This is a genomic window from Nocardia sp. bgisy134 (assembly GCF_057708325.1).
Genome location: NZ_JBYIRW010000001.1, coordinates 357,390 through 374,492, shown reverse-complemented (window position 1 = coordinate 374,492; position 17,103 = coordinate 357,390). Strand labels below are relative to the sequence as shown.

Below are 17,103 nucleotides of genomic sequence, written 5' to 3'. Positions count from 1 at the left end.
GCTGCGCGGGACAGGCCGAGCGTCCGCGACGTCAGTCGAAGACCCACGTATCGAGTTCGGCGCGCATGCAAGCGCGGGGCCAGCGGTCGAGTCCGTGCTCGGCTTCGGCGGTGCGCAGGGCGCGCAGGCCCGGCGTCTCCTCGGCGGCCGTCAGGTACCGGAAGCCGAGGCGCTCGTAGTACGGGCCGTTCCACGCCACCTCGACGAACGTGGTCAGGGTGATGGTGAGCACTCCGTTGGCCCGCGCCCAGTGGACGGCGCGGTCGATGAGCCGCTTGCCCAGGCGTTGCCCGGCGTACTCCGGATCGACCGACACCTGATCGACGTGCGCGTTGCCGTCGACGAGGCCGAGGACGAGATAGGCGATCGGCCGGTCGACAACGTCGGTCGCGACCCAGGCCCGCCCGTCCTGCTGGAATTCGCGCAGCGTGGCGAGCGTCGGCGGCTCGTCGTCAGCGACGGCGGTCATACCGATGTCGGCGAACGGTTTTCCGGCCGCCCGCTCGATGTCCCGCAGAACGGGCAGGTCGGCCTCGGTCGCCGGTCTGATGGAGGGCATGCCAGGAGTATTGCCGGATCACCGGGCGAAAGTCGCGGGGATTTCCAGATCATCGAGGAGATCACTCTCCATGAGACGCACACCCGGGCAGGCGACGTCACGTGATCGGGACGACAGCGGAGAGCCCGAGAACACCGGACGACCGCGAAGTCGGCTCGATCACGGCCGACCGATCCGCCGGGCGAGGACCGGACAGCCGACCTCGCCCGACTCTCCGCGCTGCCCTGCGGATTCCACGGCCGGAGCGACCGGTCGGGCGGGTCCCCGCGGCCTGTTGCTGTTCCGATCCGCCCCGTCACGTCCTGTGCGAGCCTCTATGCTGGACGCCGGTAGTGCGCGGGAAGGAGGCGCGGGTGCGCAAGAACCCGTCGACCGTAGGGATCGCGCCGGGCGATGGTCTGATTGCACGCTTCGGCGCGGTGGTGGTGTATCTCGCGGGTGAAACCGCTTCCACCGACCGGATCCTCGGCGCCATCGAGGCCGTCGCCGAAGGTGATCATCCCGGGGCCGCGATCGCCCAGCGGCTGGCCGCCGTCGTGTTCGGCAGCGGCTCCGAGCCACCGCCGTTCGGCGTGGTCGCCCCGACCGACGACGGCACCGTGATCCTGCTGCGCGGACCGGTCGCCGCCGAGATCCACGGCGCGGAGGGCGCCCGCAGGCTCTCCGGCGCGCGGGCGTTCACCTGGGTGGACGAGATCGTGCGCGAACCGGTGCGCCGGATCACCGTGGGCGCCGACACCGGCTCCCCGATCACCCCGCTGCCCCGCACCGACCTCCGCGCGGGCGCCGTGCCCGGCGGCGGCTTCGAATGGCGCGTCGCCGTGCGCAAGGCGAGCGCACCGAAGACTCCGCCACGCGCCGCCGCCACCGCGAACCCCGGATCCGCCGAACCACCGGCGACCGCGCCCGCGGGCTTCGAAGCGTTGACGGACGACTCCGACGACACGCGAAAGGACGCCGACTCCCCCGTCGAGTCGAACGCCGGATCCGGTCGGCCGTCCGCCGCTCACCCGCAGGACATCGGCACCAGGGCGATGCCACTCGCCTGGTCCCAGACCGCAGGCTTCGGTTCCGCGCGACCCGAACCCGTTGCGTTGCAGAAGAATCCGGCCACGCGCGGCGTTCGCGTCCCGCCGCCACGTCCGCCGAAGGGCTCGCCCGAAGCCCCGACGGGGGCGCTGGTCTTCGAGGACACCGCCTACCCGCTCGACCGTCCGTATGTCATCGGCCGCAGTCCCACCACCGACGATTCGGTGCGCAACGCCATCGCGTCCCCGCTGTCGGTGCCCAGGGACCGGCACGTCTCCCGCGTGCACGCCTACATCTCGCTGAACCGGGGCAAGGTCTTCGTCCGCGACGCGTCCACACCCGCGGGCACCTATGTCGCGGGGCCGGGCACCGACACCTGGACGCGCATCGGCACCGCCCCCGTCGAGCTGCCGCCAGGCTGGCGCATCCGCATCGGCGAGAAGGTGCTCACCCACCGCACCGACGAACGCCACCCGGCCACCGCCCAAACGCGTCGTTCCTGAGCCTCGCCCGGCCGTTGCTCAGCGCTGCCGCGGTGCGACGGCCGATTCCGGCCCGACGAGGTATGCCGGGCCCCGCGCCGCGGCCTACGATGCGAAGAGCGCGGCAGCAGTCCTGCTGAGACAGTCAGTGCGCGGAGAGGACAATAAGGACATGCATCGACAGGGCCCCACCGAGGACATCGATGAATCCGCGCTGACCGTCACCGCGCCCAAGGAGCAGGCAGCGGGCATCACCGCCGTGGCCGTGGCGCTGAAACGCTCGGTCGAGGAGATGGGGGTCGTCCGCACCGCGCGCACGCTGACCAGGCTCAACCAGGTCAACGGCTTCGACTGCCCCGGCTGCGCGTGGCCGGAGCCCACCGGGCACCGGCGGCCCGCCGAGTTCTGCGAGAACGGCGCCAAGGCCGTCGCCGAGGAGGCGACGCTGCGCACCGTCACGCCGGAGTTCTTCGCCGCCCACTCGGTCGCCGAGCTCGCCGGGAAATCCGGATATTGGCTCGGCCAGCAGGGCAGGCTGACCCATCCGATGGTGCTGCGCCCGGGCGACACCCATTACTCGCCCCTCTCCTGGGACGAGGCGTACCGCGTGATTGCCGATCAGCTGCGCGAGCTGGCCTCGCCCGACGAGGCCGTGTTCTACACCTCGGGCCGCACCGCCAACGAGACCGCGTTCCTCTACCAATTGCTGGTCCGCAGCTACGGCACCAACAATCTGCCGGACTGCTCGAACATGTGCCACGAATCCTCTGGCGCGGCGCTCATCGGCTCCATCGGCATCGGTAAGGGCTCGGTCTCGATCGACGACTTCGGCAAGGCCGATCTGATCATCGTCGCGGGCCAGAATCCCGGCACCAACCATCCCCGCATGCTCAGCGCCCTCGCCGACGCGAAGGCCAACGGCGCCAGGGTCGTCGCGGTCAACCCGCTGCCGGAGACGGGTCTGCTCGGCTTCCGCGATCCGCAGACCGTGCGCGGCGTCACCACGGGCGTCGCGATCGCCGACGACTTCCTCCAGATCCGGCTCGGCGGCGACATGGCCCTGTTCCAAGGTCTGGGCAAGCTGCTGTTCGAGGCCGAGGACCGAGCGCCGGGCACCGTCGTGGACCGCGCGTTCGTCGATGCGCACTGCGCCGGCTTCGCCGAATACGAAAGCCACACGCGCGCGGTGGATCTCGACGTCGTCGCAGCCGCGACCGGACTGTCGAGGGCGGAACTCGGGCGCACCGCGCGCCTGCTCGCCGAATCGCGCAGCACCATCATCTGCTGGGCGATGGGTCTGACCCAGCAGGCGCACGGCGTCGCCACCATCGAGGAGGCGACCAATCTGCTGTTGTTGCGCGGCATGATCGGCAAACCGGGCGCGGGCGTGTGCCCGGTGCGCGGGCACTCCAACGTGCAGGGCGACCGCACCATGGGCATCTGGGAGAAGATGCCCGACTCCTTCCTCGACGCGCTCGACCGCGAGTTCGGCATCACCAGCCCCCGCGAACATGGATGGGACACAGTGCATTCCATCCGCGCCATGCGCGACGGCAGGGCCAAGGTGTTCTTCGGCATGGGCGGCAACTTCGTCTCGGCCACGCCCGACACCGAGGTCACCGAGGCCGCGCTGCGCAATTGCGCACTGACCGTGCAGGTCTCGACCAAGCTGAACCGCAGCCACGTGGTGCACGGACGCACCGCGCTGATCCTGCCCACCCTCGGTCGCACCGACAAGGACGTCGTGGGCGGCGTGAAACAGCATGTGTCGGTGGAGGATTCGATGTCGATGGTGCACCTGTCCACCGGCCGCCTCGAACCCGTCGGCGATCAGCTGCGCAGCGAGGTCGCCATCGTCTGCGAACTGGCCCTCGCGCTGTTCGGCGAGGACCATCCGGTGCCGTGGGCGCGATACCGGCGCGATTACGACAAGATTCGCGACGCAATAGCGCGCGTGGTGCCCGGTTGCGCCGATTACAACACCAAAGTCCGGCAGCGCAACGGCTTCGTGCTACCACATCCCCCGCGCGACAGCCGCGAGTTCCGCACCGCCACCGGCCGCGCCAATTTCGCGGTGAACGAGCTGACCTGGGTTCCGGTACCCGAGGGCAGGCTCGTGCTCCAGACACTGCGCAGCCACGACCAATACAACACCACCATCTACGGCCTCGACGACCGTTACCGCGGCGTGCACGGCGGACGCCGGGTGATCCTGGTGAACACCGACGACATCGCCGAATTCGGCTTCGCCGACGGCGATCTCGTCGATCTGGTCTCGGAGTGGACCGACGGCATCGAGCGACGTGTCCGAGCCTTCCGCGTCGTCGGCTACCCGACGCCGCGCGGCAACGCCGCCGCGTACTACCCCGAGACCAACGCACTCGTCCCGCTGGATCACGTCGCGGCGCGATCCAATACGCCCGTTTCCAAGGCGGTGACCATCCGGCTGGAGCGGCATGTGCACGTCGGAGCCGAATCATGAGCGAGCGTCAGCGAGTGAATCGAAAGCACAGCGCATCCCCGCGCGCGACGCAGCCGAGCGCCAGCGAGGTTGAGTCGTGAAGGAGCGTCAGCGAGTGAACCGAAAGCACAGCGCATCCCCGCGCACGACGCGGCCGAGCGGCAGCGAGGCTGGGTCGTGAAGGAGCGTCAGCGAGTGAACCAAAGGCACAGCGCGTCCCGGCGCACGACGCGGCCGAGCGGCAGCGAGGCTGGGTCGTGAAGGAGCGTCAGCGAGTGAACCAAAGGCACAGCGCGTCCCGGCGCACGACGCGGCCGAGCGGCAGCGAGGCTGCGTCGTGAGCCGGGTGACCGCGCGCCGTCGCACACTGCGCCTGTCCCCGTCCGGAGAGATCCAGCGACCCGACACCCTGGCAGTGGAGGAGCCGCTGGAGATCCGGCTCGGCGGGCGGTCGCTGACCGTCACCATGCGCACCCCCGGCGCCGATGTCGACCTGGTGCACGGATTCCTGTTGAGCGAGAGCATCATCGAATCGGCCGATGACATGGTGAGCGCCCGCTACTGCGCGGGCACCGACGCCGACGGCCGCAACACCTACAACGTGCTCGACGTCGAGCTGCGTGTCCCCGTACCCGCCCGCGCGCGCAACTTCCTCACCACCAGTTCGTGCGGGCTCTGCGGCAAGACCGCCCTCGACGAGGTCAGGGCCCACACCCGTTATCCACTCCCGGACGACACGCCCGCCGTCGACTCGGCCGTACTCGCAGGCATGCCCGAGACGCTGCGCGAGCGGCAATCGGTCTTCGACGCCACCGGCGGCCTGCACGCGGCGGGCTTGTTCACCGCCGACGGGACGGCGCTCGCGGTGCGGGAGGACATCGGCAGGCACAACGCGGTGGACAAGGTGCTGGGCTGGGCCCTGCGTGAAAACCGGATCCCCGCGTCCGATCTGGTGCTCATCGTGAGCGGGCGGGCGTCCTTCGAGCTGGTCCAGAAGGCGGTGATGGCCGGTGTGCCGATGCTCGGAGCGGTGTCGGCCCCGAGCTCGCTGGCGGTGGACCTGGCGGACGAATCCGGTCTCACCCTGGTCGGCTTCCTGCGCGGCGACACCATGAACATCTATGCCGGCGCGCACCGCGTGGACCGGCGATCGGCGGCGCGTCCCGCGAGCTGATGTCGGCTCGCCGCCGCGACGCCTATTGCCCGGTACTCGATGTCCGTTCTACCGTGACTGCACGCCCGAACACCCCCCGGCGAGGAACGGAGCGATGATGCGGATCTCGGTGGAAGGAAAGTCCGGCGGCGTGCGCGTCCGGATGCGTTTCGAGCAGCACCGCCGCCGGTGGCTGGCCGTGCGAATCATGTTGGGGATACTGACCTTCCAGGGCGCGGTGGTGGGTCTGTGGGCGGTGCTCGCGCCGCACTCCTGGTATACGAGTTTCCCCGGATTCGGGATGCAGTGGGTCGCCGTGGACGGCCCCTACAACCACCACTTGGCCAGCGACGTCGGGGCCTTCTTCCTTGCCCTCGCTGCGGCGAGCGGCTTCGCGCTGTGGCGCGGAGGCAGCGCGCTGGCGCAGGCCGCGGGGCTGGGCTGGCTCGTCTTCGCCACCCCGCATGTGATCTACCACGCGTTTCACAAGCCGGACGCGATGAGCGGCGTCAGCTTCACGCTGAGCCTGCTGGCCGCCGCGGCCCTCTTGGCGCTCGGCGCGGCCTGTCTGCTGGTGACTCCGCGTGGGCCGGAGGCGCCCGATCCCCGGCCCATCGAGTTCCGCTTCCCGCGCCGCCGTCCGATGCGCTGAGGCCCGGAAGGTGCCTGGCCGGAGGCGTCGCACGAGGGGCCCGGGCGACCGTCGGCGCGTGGCCGGGTAGGTCGCCTCGGGCGTACTGGCGTGCGCCTCCGGCTCGAGCGAGGTCGCTGCGACGCCGTCAGGCGTCGAGAGCCTTGAGCAGCGCCTCGCGCTGCCGGGCGCCCAGGCCGCCGATGCGGCGGTCCTCGGGGATCTCGGCCTGATCCATCAGCTTCGCGGCCTTCACCGGACCGACGCCGGGCAGGGCCTTGATCACCGCCGCGACCTTGGTCTTCTTCACCAGATCATCCGACTCCGCCTTCTTCAGCAGGTCGGCGACCGACACCTTGCCGGCCTTGACCTTGCCGATCAGTTCGGAGCGCGCTTTGCGCACCGCAGCCGCTTTGGCCAACGCCTCGGTGCGCTGCTCGGCGGTCATCGTGGGCAGTGCCATGTCTCCTCCGCTTTCACTCGTCACTCGAACATCTGGTTGACCGCACCGAGTAAACAGCACGGCACCGGTGGCGGACCGCCGACACACCGGTCAAATGTTGCGATGAGTTTTCTGGCGCGTCGTCGTCAGAACAGGTGAACAACCCGCGCGAAGTGCGCGAAACGGACGAAAGGAAGCCCGCCCATGGAACTGTCGCTCACCCAGTTCGTCACCATCGACGGCGTCTGCCAGGGGCCGGGCGGGCCGCACGAGGACACCGAGGGCGGCTTCACGCACGGCGGCTGGACCGCACCGTACTTCGACGAGGCAGGGGGTCAATTCGTCAGCGAGGTGTTCGCTCGCGCGGATGCCTTCCTGCTCGGCAGGCGGACCTACGAGATCTTCGCCGGATACTGGCCACAGCACGACGACCCCGCCGACCCGATCGCCTCGAAACTCAACGCGCTGCCGAAATACGTTGGCACCCATACCCTCGAGCGCGCCGAGTGGACGGGAACCGAACTGCTGCGGGACGACCTCGTCCGGCAAGTCGCCGACCTCAAATCCCGCCCGGGCCGCGAACTGCAGGTCCACGGCAGCGGCGGCCTCGCGCACACCCGGCTCGCCGCCGGCCTCGTCGACACCCTGTACTTGCTGACCTTCCCCGTGCTCCTCGGCACCGGCAAACGTCTCTTCCGGACCGGATCCAGCCCCGCCGCCTTCCACCTGACCGACTCGCGCACGACACCGGCCGGCGTCCACATCGGCACCTACCGCGCCGCAGGCGTCCCCGAATACGGCACCCTCGGCGAGTAGCCGGCACACACCACCGAACGAAAAAATGTGACCCACGTAACACATCGCGTGACGGCGGCGAAAGAAAATACAGCAGCCTTCGCAACGGGATCAAGGTTCAATGGCGAACCAGGGGGATCAACGGCGCTCCCCACCTCGGGCGCGATTCGTCCACGACGAATCGTCACCGCGTCCCGGCGAGGCAGACACAACCGCACAACGACCCGCGTCCCGATGAACGGCCTTCGGGCTATCCGGCGCGGGCATGGACTGCTAGCCTCCGAATTGGAACACGTTTCAATTCGTCAGGGGTTGACATGACACAACAGATTCGCGATGTCGTCGAGCAGTACGTCAAGCTGGTCGGCACCGGGCCCACGGAATCCATCGTGGAGCTCTACGCGCCGGACGCGACCGTCGAGGATCCCGCGGGCACCCCCGTCCGCCAAGGCCACGACGCCATCCGCGAGTTCTACTCCGTGTTCGACAACCTGGACCGGTCGACCGCGCTGCACGCCGACACCGTGCGGGTCGCGGGCAACCACGCCGCCTTCATGTTCGACGTCGTCACCATGGTCGGCGATCAGCGTTTCACGCTCACGCCGATCGACACGATGGAGTTCGACGAGCAGGGCAAGATCATCAAGATGCGCGCCTACTGGAGCCAGGACGACATGCGCGGCGAGCCGATCTGAGCCGTCCACGCCGCCGACGCCGCCCGGGAATCGCATCCCGGGCGGCGTCGAGGTTTCTCCAGGGTTATGCGGCGTCGAGCAGCGCACCAGCCAGAACGTGCGTCGTCTCGAAGGCCACGACGTCGGCAGCCACCTGAAGCAGCCGGTCCACGCATGGCGGGCCGGTGACCAGGAGCAGCCTGCCGCCGGCCTGGTCGATCCGTGAACGTGCGTCGAACAGCACCCGGAGGCCCGCGACGCCGAAGAACGACACCATGGACAGATCGACGACCACGCGAGGCGCGGCCGTGTCGAGCGCACCGATCAGATGCCGACGCAGCTCGTCGACGGTGAATTGATCCACCTCACCCGCGACGGCGCACAGCGTGATCTCGTCGCTCGGGGAGGTGATCGAAACCCGCACCCGCGCAGCGGGATCGGAACGATGCGGTCGGACTTCGGTGAAGTGAGTGGAAAGAATGGTCGACATGAGGAACCCAGTCCCGTCGCACCCGGCAGCTGAACCCGCGCCGGGCGATGTATTCGCGCCGGGCGCCCGAGGCCCCGGAGCTGGGCTGGCTACTCAACCCTGAGATTCGAGTACCCGAACGAAGACTCCGATACACCTACAATTTCGAGCAAATCTCGACAATTCGGACATTTCGAAAACAAATCCGGGCCCGGGGGACAATTCCCACGGGCCCGGATCGCGACTTCGGAATTACGCCGACTTCTCCCGGCGCTCGGCACGCTGCTGTTTGCGCGGCACGATGGTCGGCAGCACATTGTCGTTGACCGTATCGGCGTTCACGACCACCTTCGCGACGTCGTCGCGGCTGGGAATGTCGTACATCACCGGCAGCAGGACTTCCTCCATGATGGCGCGCAGACCGCGAGCGCCGGTGCCACGCAGGATGGCCTGGTCGGCGATCGCCTCCAGGGCGTCCTGAGTGAACTCCAGCTCGACGCCGTCCATCTCGAACAGCCGGATGTACTGCTTGACCAGCGCGTTCTTCGGCTCGGACAGGATCTTGACCAGGGATTCCTTGTCCAGGTTCGTCACCGACGCGACGACGGGGAGGCGGCCGATGAACTCCGGGATCAGACCGAACTTGATCAGATCCTCGGGCATCACCTCCGCGAAGTGATCGGTGGTGTCGATCTCGGCCTTGGAGCGCACCTCGGCGCCGAAGCCGATGCCGCGGTGGCCGGTGCGGTCGGAGATGATCTTCTCCAGGCCCGCGAACGCGCCCGCCACGATGAACAGCACGTTCGTGGTGTCGATCTGGATGAACTCCTGGTGCGGGTGCTTGCGTCCGCCCTGCGGCGGCACGCTGGCCTGGGTGCCCTCCAGGATCTTCAGCAGCGCCTGCTGCACGCCCTCGCCGGAGACGTCACGGGTGATCGAGGGGTTCTCGCTCTTGCGGGCGATCTTGTCCACCTCGTCGATGTAGATGATGCCGGTCTCGGCCCTCTTGACGTCGTAGTCGGCGGCCTGGATCAGCTTGAGCAGGATGTTCTCGACATCCTCGCCGACGTAGCCCGCCTCGGTGAGCGCCGTGGCGTCCGCGATGGCGAACGGCACGTTCAGCATCTTCGCGAGGGTCTGCGCCAGGTAGGTCTTGCCGCAGCCGGTGGGGCCGAGCATCAGAATGTTCGACTTGGTCAGCTCGACCGTCTCGCCCCGGCTGTCACGGCCCTTGTCCCCCGCCTGAATGCGCTTGTAGTGGTTGTACACGGCCACGGCGAGGGTGCGCTTGGCGGTGTCCTGCCCGATCACGTAGTTCTCGAGGAACTCACGGATCTCGGCGGGTTTCGGCAGCTCATCGAGTTTGACCTCGCTGGACTCGGCGAGTTCCTCCTCGATGATCTCGTTGCATAGATCGATGCACTCGTCACAGATGTACACGCCAGGTCCCGCAATGAGCTTCTTGACCTGCTTCTGGCTCTTTCCACAGAACGAGCACTTCAGCAGATCGCCGCCGTCTCCGATGCGCGCCATCTCGTGGGTCCCTACTTCCTTGTCCGCGTGCAACCGTCTGTCCAGGTTGCCAGCAATCCGCCGAACTCGGGTGTAATCGCGAACACTTCGAGTAATTCGGGCGGGTCGAGCTTGCCGTCAACCGAGAGCAAAGGTCCCTAGGTTGACCGTACCCGGTGTGCGCGACGGAGGTCGACAACTCGAGCATGTTTCTCGCCGGGGTTGTGCGGGTTCTCACGACATCGAAACACGTTCGGCACACGTTCCACCCGTGAGAGGCCGGTCCCGACGCCCGGCCGACCGCCATGGTGTTCGCGCCGTCCGCCACCCTCGCGAACGGTCGATGTCACCGTAGCGGAAGCGGCCGGGCGGTGTGCCGTCGGCACACCGCCCGGCCGGATTCGCCTGACGCACAGCAACTTGCGAGCGATCGCCGGACTCGGCGCCGCCCGCGAGCGTCTTACTTCTGCGCGCTGAGCTTGCGGTAGTCGAACACCGTGTCGATGATCCCGTACTCCTTGGCCTCCTCGGCCGTCAGGATCTTGTCGCGGTCGGTGTCCTTGCGGATGGTGTCCGCGTCCTTGCCGGTGTGCCGCGCCAGCGTGGTCTCCATCAGGCGGCGCATGCGCTCGATCTCGGCGGCCTGGATCTCCAGGTCCGAGACCTGACCCTGGATGCCGCCCTCCAGCGAAGGCTGGTGGATCAGCACGCGAGCGTTGGGCAGGCAGGCACGCTTGCCGGGGGTGCCCGCGGCGAGCAGCACGGCCGCGGCGGAGGCCGCCTGGCCGAGGCAGACCGTGGCCACGTCGGCGCGCACGTACTGCATGGTGTCGTAGATGGCCATCAGCGAGGTGAACGAACCACCCGGCGAGTTGATGTACATCGTGATGTCGCGGTCGGGATCCAGCGATTCCAGCACCAGCAGCTGCGCCATGATGTCGTTCGCCGAGGCGTCGTCGACCTGCACGCCGAGGAAGATGATGCGCTCCTCGAACAGCTTGTTGTACGGGTTGGACTCCTTGACACCGAAGCTCGAGTGCTCGATGAACGAAGGCAGAATGTAGCGCGACTGCGGCGAGGCAGGCGCGATGCCGGAGAGGCCGGCGCGTGGGTCGATCAGAGCCATTTCGTCTCCAAAGTCTGTGTGTTCAACGACGGTTCACTGACGGCGCGGGCCGGAACCGGTCCGGCCGCCGCTCACTTGGCTAAGCCATTGGCCTGGTTGGCGTGGCTGATCACGTGGTCGATGAACCCGTACTCGAGGGCATCCTTCGCCGTGAACCAGCGGTCGCGGTCGGCGTCGGCGGTGACCTGCTCCACCGGCCTGCCGGTGTGCAGCGCCTGGAGCTCGTTGAGCTCGCGCTTGGTGTGGGCGAACTGCTCGGCCATGATCGCGATATCGGCCGCGGAACCGCCGATGCCCGCCGAGGGCTGGTGCATCATGATGCGCGCGTGCGGCAGGGCGTAGCGCTTGCCCTTGGTGCCCGCGGTCAGCAGGAACTGGCCCATCGATGCCGCCAGGCCCAGGCCGTAGGTGGCGATGTCGCACTCGGACAACTGCATGGTGTCGTAGATGGCCATGCCCGCGGTCACCGAGCCACCGGGCGAGTTGATGTAGAGCGAGATGTCCTTGGTCGGATCCTCCGCCGTGAGCAGCAGGATCTGCGCGCACAGCTTGTTCGCGATGTCGTCGTCGACCTGGGTGCCGAGGAAGATGATGCGCTCCCGCAGCAGGCGCTCGTAGACCGAATCACTGAGGTTGAGACCAGCAGTCGCGGATGTCATGACCCCTGCCTGGTTGTTTGTCACGGATACCTGCCTTCTCTTCTCACCGGCTTGTCACTGAAAGCTAAACAGCGCTGAGTGCCACACAGCCATCACTGGTTCGTCTGTCACAAACATTAACGAAGCAGGGCGGCACCGAACTCCCGGTACCGCCCTTTCTTCGCTCACAGCGCAACTTCGCTGGCGCTCAGCCGCGCTGTGCGCGAGGGCGCGCTGCGATTCTGGTTCACTCGCTCCGCTCCCTCACTGCGCAACTTCGCTGGCGCTCAGCCGCGCTGTGCGCGAGGGCGCGCTGCGATTCTGGTTCACTCGCTCCGCTCCCTCACTGCGCAACTTCGCTGGCGCTCAGCCGCGCTGTGCGCCCACGAAACCACACGGCCGTAATATGCCGCTGGTGTTCCACGGATTTACTCGGCGCTCTCCGCGCCCTCGGCCTCGTCAGCGGAATCCGCAGGCGCGCCGAACATTTCGGCGGTGTCCACGGCGTTGCCCTCGGAATCGGTGACCTTCACCTTGCCGACGACACCGGCGAGCGCCTTGCCGCGGCGCACGTCGGCGAACACGGCGCCGAGCTGGCCGGCCTGCTGCACCTGCTGGATGAACTGCTCCGGCGACAGGCCGTAGCGCTGCGACTGGAACAGGATCCGCTCGGTGAGCTCCTCCTGGCCGACCTGGGTGTTCTCCGCCTCGGCGATGGCGTCCAGCAGCAGCTGGGTCTTCACCGACTTCTCGGCGGCTTCCTTGGTGTCCTTGTCGAACTCCTCGCGGCTGGAGCCCTGCGCCTCGAGCGCCTCGGCCAGCTTGTCCTCGTCGTGGTCGAAGCCGTGCACGGCGTCGTGCAGCACGGCGTCGATCTCGGCCTGCACGACCTTCTCCGGCAGCGGAATCTCGGTCGTCTCCAGCAAGGTCTCCAGGACCTTGTCGCGGATCTCGCCCGCCTGCTGCACCTTCTTGACCCGCTCGACGCGGCTCTTCAGGTCTTCCTTGAGCTCGTCGAGGGTGTCGAACTCGGAAGCGAGCTGAGCGAACTCGTCGTCGGCCTCGGGCAGCTCGCGCTGCTTCACCGACTGCACCGTCACGGTGATGACGGCTTCCTTGCCCGCGTGCTCGCCCGCGACCAGCGTGGAGGCGAACTCCTTCGACTCACCGGCGGAGAGGCCGATGATCGCCTCGTCGAGGCCCTCGATGAGCTGGCCGGAGCCGACCTCGTGGGACAGGCCGCTGGTGGCGGCGTCGGCCACCTCCTGGCCGTCCACGGTGGCGGCGAGATCGATGGAGACGAAGTCGCCGTTCTCGACCGCGCGCTCCACGCCGGTCAGGGTGCCGAAGCGCTGGCGCAGCGAGGTGAGCTGCTCCTCGATGTCCTCGTCGCCGATGCTGAACGCGTCGACGGTGACCTCGATGTCCTCGTAGGTCGGCAGGTCGATCTCGGGGCGCACGTCGACCTCGGCGGTGAAGGCGAGCTCCTGGCCGTCCTCGATCTTGGTGATCTCGATGTCGGGCTGGCCGATGACCTTCACCTCGGAAGTGGTGACGGCCTCGCTGTAGCGACCGGGCAGCACGTCGTTGACGACCTGCTCGAGGACGGCGCCGCGGCCGAGGCGGGCTTCGAGGAGCTTCGCGGGGGCCTTGCCCGGGCGGAAGCCGGGGATGCGGACCTGCTTGGCGAGAGCCTTGTAGGCGCGGTCGAAGTCCGGCTTCAGTTCCTCGAAGGGCACCTCGACATTGATCCGGACCCGGGTCGGGCTCAGCTGCTCGACGGTGCTCTTCACGGACATGCTCCTTGGTTCGGTGTTCGTTCGGGTTGAGGCGCGACTCCCAGCGGGGTGCGCGTACGCATCCCTGCCAGGGTAGTTGACCGGCCTGTGCGGCCTGCAATCGGTCACGGTGCGGCGCACCCCTGCCGCGCCCCGACCGACCGGGTTCAGTTGCCGACGCCGACCGCGTCGGTGACGAAAACCAGCGTCTCGTTGGGCTTGATGCCGCCGCTGCCCGCGCCGTAGCCCAGGTTCGGCGGGATGATCAGCAGCCTGCGCGCGCCCTGTTGAACACCGACGAGACCCTGATCCCAGCCGGGGATGACCTCGCCCGCGCCGAGGTTCAGCTGAAAGGGCTTGCCGCGGTCGAACGAGCTGTCCAGCTTCTTCTTGTCCGACCAGGTCACCAGCACGTAGTTCATGGTGAGCGGCTGGTCGGCCACCGCGCCGGGACCGCTGCCCTCGACCAGGTCCTTGACGACCAGTTTCGTGGGCGGGTCGCAGTCGCCGGGAATGGTCACGATCGGCGTTTGACCGAAGCCGCCGGTCACCCCGATGTCCTCGGCGGTGCATTCCCGGCCGTGCTTCGCCTGGCCGACGGCGCCGGTGGTGGCCGTCGTGGTGGCGGCGGTGTCCTTGTCGTCGGAGCCGCAGGCGGCCAGCGTGAACGCGGCCGCGGCGATGGCGCCGACACCGATGATCCTGCCGAGTGTGTGCATGCGGCGGACCCTAGACCACCGGACGCCCGCGCGCCCAGCGACGCTTTCCCGCCGTGTCGCGGTGTCGCCGCACGGAAACGGGTAATGCCGCCGGTGAGGCGGATTTCCCAGCGAGCGTGAGGAGAGTCGGCGAATGACCAAGATGGCCAGTCCCGGGGGCGACACCTCGGCGGACAATGCCGGCGCGCAGGGAGGCGTCTCCATCGCGCCCCGGCCCTATCGACTGGACGAGGCGCCCGGCCCGCTGGATCGCGCGGAGCTGACCGCGATCGACGCCTGGTGGCGCGCGGCGAACTACCTCTCCGTCGGCCAGATCTATCTGATGCGGAACCCGCTGCTGCGCGAAGCGCTGCTGCCCGAGCACATCAAGCCACGGCTGCTCGGCCATTTCGGCACGGTGCCAGGGCTGAATCTGGTCTGGGTGCACGCCAATCGGGCGATCCGCCTGCGCGCGCTCAACGCGGTGTTCGTCGCGGGGCCCGGGCACGGCGGGCCGGGCCCGAACGCGTGCGCCTGGCTGGAGGGCACCTATTCCGAGCTGTACAGCCACATTCCGCGCGATGCCGAGGGAATGGGTTCGCTGTTCGCCCAGTTCTCCTTTCCCGGCGGTGTGCCGAGTCACTGCGCGCCCGAGACGCCCGGCTCCTTCCACGAGGGCGGCGAACTGGGCTATTCCCTGCTGCACGCGTACGGCGCGGCGCTGGACAATCCGGACCTGACCGTGTTCTGTGTGGTGGGCGACGGCGAGGCCGAGACCGGCCCGCTCGCGGCGAGCTGGCACGCGAACAAGTTCCTCAACCCGGGCCGCGACGGCGCGGTGCTGCCGATACTGGCCCTCAACCAGTACAAGATCGCCAACCCGACCATCCTCGCGAGGATTCCGGAGAACGAGCTGGTGGAACTGCTGCGCGGCTGCGGCTACCAGCCGGTCGTCGTCGCGGGCGACGACCCGGCGACCGTGCACCAGGCGATGGCCCGCGCGATGGACGGCTGCCTCGACCGGATCGAGCGGATCCAGCAGGCCGCCAGGTCGGGCGCCAACGGCGGACCGGTCAGCTGGCCGATGATCGTCTTGCGCACCCCGAAGGGCTGGACTTGTCCACCGGTCGTCGACGGCGAACCCGTCGAGGGCACCTTCCGGGCGCACCAAGTACCGCTGCCCGCCGCCCGCGGCAACGATTCACACCGCCAGGTGCTGGAGCAATGGCTGCGTTCCTACCGGCCGGAGGAACTGTTCGACGCCGAGGGTCACCCGGCGCCGGAACTGCTCGAACTAGTGCCCGAGGGCGATCGGCGGATGAGCGCGAACCCGGTGGCCAACGGCGGCATGCTCGTTCGCGATCTACGCCTGCCGGACTGGCGCGATTTCGGCGTCGAGGTGGCCACGCCCGGCGGCACGAAACACGAGGCCACCCGCGTGCTCGGCGGCTGGCTGCGCGAGGTGACCCGCCGCAATCCGCACAACTTCCTGACGTTCGCCCCGGACGAGCTGGCCAGCAACCGGCTCCAGGACATCCTCGAGGTGACCGGACGCGACTGGCAGGCCGAGATCGGCGAGTACGACGTCGCGCTCGACCGCACCGGCCGGGTGATCGAGGTGCTCTCCGAGCACATGTGCCAGGGCCTGCTGGAGGGGTATCTACTGACCGGCAGGCACGGCGTGTTCACCTGCTACGAGGCCTTCATCCACATCGTCGACGCGATGTTCAACCAGCACGCCAAGTGGCTGGACGCCAGCGCGGCGGTGCCGTGGCGGCGGCCCATCGCCAGCCTGAACTACCTGCTGTCCTCGCACGTCTGGCGGCAGGACCACAACGGGTTCACCCACCAGGACCCCGGTTTCCTCGACGTGGTGCTGAACAAGAAGCCCGAGATCGTGCGGGTGTACCTGCCGCCGGATGCCAACACGCTGCTCTCGGTGTACGACCACTGCCTGCGCTCGCGGCACTACGTCAACGTGGTGGTGGCGGGCAAGCAGCCGCAGGAGGACTGGCTGTCCGTCCCCGACGCGGCGGTGCACTGCGCACGCGGCGTGGGCATCTGGGACTGGGCGGGCAACAACGACACCGTGGGCAGCACACCGGATGTCGTGCTGGCGTGCGCAGGCGACGTGCCGACGCTGGAGACGCTCGCCGCCGCGGCGATCCTGCGTGACCGGTTGCCGGACTTGCGGGTTCGCGTGATCAACATCGTCGACCTGATGCGGCTGCTGCCCGCCGACGCCCATCCGCACGGCCTGCCGGACAGCGAGTTCGACACCCTGTTCACCAGGGATCGTCCGGTGATCTTCGCCTTCCACGGCTATCCCTGGCTGGTGCACAGGCTGACCTACCGACGCACCAACCACGCGGAGATGCACGTCCGCGGGTATCAAGAAGAGGGCACCACCACAACGCCTTTCGACATGGTGATGCTCAACGACCTGGATCGCTACCACCTCGTGATGGATGTGATCGATCGGGTACCCGACCTGCGTGAGAAGGCCGCTGGGCTGCGTCAGGAGATGGTCGACGCCCGCTGGCGGGCCCGCGCGTGGACCAGGGCGAACGGCACCGATATCCCCTGCGTCGCGGAGTGGGCCTGGCCCGAACCCGGTCTCTGAGGATCGCACGACATCGGCCGCCGCAACCAGTTG

15 protein-coding genes are annotated in these 17,103 nt (G+C 68.3%); 7 read left to right on the top strand and 8 right to left on the bottom strand.

Annotated features, from left to right (window positions below):
* Window positions 1–31: 31 nt before the first annotated feature.
* Window positions 32–559: a GNAT family N-acetyltransferase gene (locus AC3ERS_RS01635; RefSeq protein ID WP_431962680.1), complete on the bottom strand. Its 528-nt coding sequence runs from the start codon at window positions 557–559 to the stop codon at window positions 32–34.
* A 353-nt stretch (window positions 560–912) separates the two neighbouring features.
* Here AC3ERS_RS01635 and AC3ERS_RS01630 point away from each other — a divergent pair, with 353 nt between their 5' ends.
* From AC3ERS_RS01630 to AC3ERS_RS01615, 4 genes are all read left to right on the top strand, one after another.
* Window positions 913–2,091 carry an FHA domain-containing protein gene (locus tag AC3ERS_RS01630; RefSeq protein ID WP_431962677.1) on the top strand — a complete coding sequence of 393 codons (1,179 nt, stop codon included), beginning with the start codon at window positions 913–915 and terminating at the stop codon, window positions 2,089–2,091.
* Between the two features lie 151 nt (window positions 2,092–2,242).
* Entirely contained in the window at window positions 2,243–4,552 is a 2,310-nt protein-coding gene (locus AC3ERS_RS01625; RefSeq protein ID WP_431962675.1) for an FdhF/YdeP family oxidoreductase, read from the top strand.
* A gap of 316 nt (window positions 4,553–4,868) precedes the next feature.
* A complete protein-coding gene (fdhD, locus tag AC3ERS_RS01620; RefSeq protein ID WP_431962673.1) occupies window positions 4,869–5,705 on the top strand; it encodes a formate dehydrogenase accessory sulfurtransferase FdhD in 837 nt (278 codons plus the stop codon).
* A gap of 94 nt (window positions 5,706–5,799) precedes the next feature.
* Window positions 5,800–6,336: a hypothetical protein gene (locus AC3ERS_RS01615; protein WP_431962671.1), complete on the top strand. Its 537-nt coding sequence runs from the start codon at window positions 5,800–5,802 to the stop codon at window positions 6,334–6,336.
* A gap of 127 nt (window positions 6,337–6,463) precedes the next feature.
* Here the strand turns inward: AC3ERS_RS01615 and mihF are convergent, their stop codons facing one another.
* Window positions 6,464–6,778, bottom strand: coding sequence for an integration host factor, actinobacterial type (gene mihF, locus AC3ERS_RS01610; RefSeq protein ID WP_068062535.1), 315 nt, complete (start codon window positions 6,776–6,778; stop codon window positions 6,464–6,466).
* Between the two features lie 183 nt (window positions 6,779–6,961).
* Here mihF and AC3ERS_RS01605 point away from each other — a divergent pair, with 183 nt between their 5' ends.
* Both AC3ERS_RS01605 and AC3ERS_RS01600 read left to right on the top strand, forming a co-directional pair.
* On the top strand, window positions 6,962–7,573 hold the full coding sequence (locus AC3ERS_RS01605; RefSeq protein ID WP_431962669.1) for a dihydrofolate reductase family protein: 612 nt from the start codon (window positions 6,962–6,964) through the stop codon (window positions 7,571–7,573).
* 296 nt (window positions 7,574–7,869) lie between these two features.
* Entirely contained in the window at window positions 7,870–8,247 is a 378-nt protein-coding gene (locus AC3ERS_RS01600; protein WP_431962667.1) for a nuclear transport factor 2 family protein, read from the top strand.
* 64 nt (window positions 8,248–8,311) lie between these two features.
* Here AC3ERS_RS01600 and AC3ERS_RS01595 read toward each other — a convergent pair whose 3' ends face one another.
* The 6 genes from AC3ERS_RS01595 to AC3ERS_RS01570 all read right to left on the bottom strand — a co-directional run bounded on the left by AC3ERS_RS01595 (window position 8,312) and on the right by AC3ERS_RS01570 (window position 14,468).
* Window positions 8,312–8,716 (bottom strand): STAS domain-containing protein, encoded by a 405-nt coding sequence (locus AC3ERS_RS01595; protein WP_431962665.1) that lies wholly within the window; start codon window positions 8,714–8,716, stop codon window positions 8,312–8,314.
* Between the two features lie 231 nt (window positions 8,717–8,947).
* Window positions 8,948–10,228 carry an ATP-dependent Clp protease ATP-binding subunit ClpX gene (gene clpX, locus AC3ERS_RS01590; protein WP_067787500.1) on the bottom strand — a complete coding sequence of 427 codons (1,281 nt, stop codon included), beginning with the start codon at window positions 10,226–10,228 and terminating at the stop codon, window positions 8,948–8,950.
* Between the two features lie 439 nt (window positions 10,229–10,667).
* On the bottom strand, window positions 10,668–11,333 hold the full coding sequence (locus tag AC3ERS_RS01585) for an ATP-dependent Clp protease proteolytic subunit (RefSeq protein ID WP_067787453.1): 666 nt from the start codon (window positions 11,331–11,333) through the stop codon (window positions 10,668–10,670).
* Between the two features lie 71 nt (window positions 11,334–11,404).
* Window positions 11,405–11,992, bottom strand: coding sequence for an ATP-dependent Clp protease proteolytic subunit (locus AC3ERS_RS01580; protein WP_431962662.1), 588 nt, complete (start codon window positions 11,990–11,992; stop codon window positions 11,405–11,407).
* 407 nt (window positions 11,993–12,399) lie between these two features.
* Entirely contained in the window at window positions 12,400–13,764 is a 1,365-nt protein-coding gene (gene tig / locus AC3ERS_RS01575) for a trigger factor (RefSeq protein ID WP_431962660.1), read from the bottom strand.
* Window positions 13,765–13,916: 152 nt separating this feature from the next.
* A complete protein-coding gene (locus AC3ERS_RS01570; RefSeq protein ID WP_431962658.1) occupies window positions 13,917–14,468 on the bottom strand; it encodes an FKBP-type peptidyl-prolyl cis-trans isomerase in 552 nt (183 codons plus the stop codon).
* Between the two features lie 133 nt (window positions 14,469–14,601).
* On the opposite strand from AC3ERS_RS01570, the gene AC3ERS_RS01565 reads away from it, so the two are divergent.
* The gene (locus AC3ERS_RS01565; RefSeq protein ID WP_431962656.1) at window positions 14,602–17,070 is read left to right on the top strand and encodes a phosphoketolase family protein; all 2,469 of its coding nucleotides are present in this window, start codon (window positions 14,602–14,604) and stop codon (window positions 17,068–17,070) included.
* Window positions 17,071–17,103 lie beyond the last annotated feature (33 nt).

Coding starts and splice junctions, on each gene's coding strand:
- AC3ERS_RS01615 (WP_431962671.1), top strand. CDS start 5,800: ATGATGCGGATCTCGGTGGAAGGAAAGTCCGGCGGCGTGCGCGTCCGG.
- AC3ERS_RS01565 (WP_431962656.1), top strand. CDS start 14,602: ATGACCAAGATGGCCAGTCCCGGGGGCGACACCTCGGCGGACAATGCC.
- mihF (WP_068062535.1), bottom strand. CDS start 6,778: ATGGCACTGCCCACGATGACCGCCGAGCAGCGCACCGAGGCGTTGGCC.
- AC3ERS_RS01585 (WP_067787453.1), bottom strand. CDS start 11,333: ATGGCTCTGATCGACCCACGCGCCGGCCTCTCCGGCATCGCGCCTGCC.
- AC3ERS_RS01570 (WP_431962658.1), bottom strand. CDS start 14,468: ATGCACACACTCGGCAGGATCATCGGTGTCGGCGCCATCGCCGCGGCC.
- clpX (WP_067787500.1), bottom strand. CDS start 10,228: ATGGCGCGCATCGGAGACGGCGGCGATCTGCTGAAGTGCTCGTTCTGT.
- AC3ERS_RS01625 (WP_431962675.1), top strand. CDS start 2,243: ATGCATCGACAGGGCCCCACCGAGGACATCGATGAATCCGCGCTGACC.
- AC3ERS_RS01600 (WP_431962667.1), top strand. CDS start 7,870: ATGACACAACAGATTCGCGATGTCGTCGAGCAGTACGTCAAGCTGGTC.
- AC3ERS_RS01595 (WP_431962665.1), bottom strand. CDS start 8,716: ATGTCGACCATTCTTTCCACTCACTTCACCGAAGTCCGACCGCATCGT.
- AC3ERS_RS01580 (WP_431962662.1), bottom strand. CDS start 11,992: ATGACATCCGCGACTGCTGGTCTCAACCTCAGTGATTCGGTCTACGAG.
- AC3ERS_RS01605 (WP_431962669.1), top strand. CDS start 6,962: ATGGAACTGTCGCTCACCCAGTTCGTCACCATCGACGGCGTCTGCCAG.
- AC3ERS_RS01635 (WP_431962680.1), bottom strand. CDS start 559: ATGCCCTCCATCAGACCGGCGACCGAGGCCGACCTGCCCGTTCTGCGG.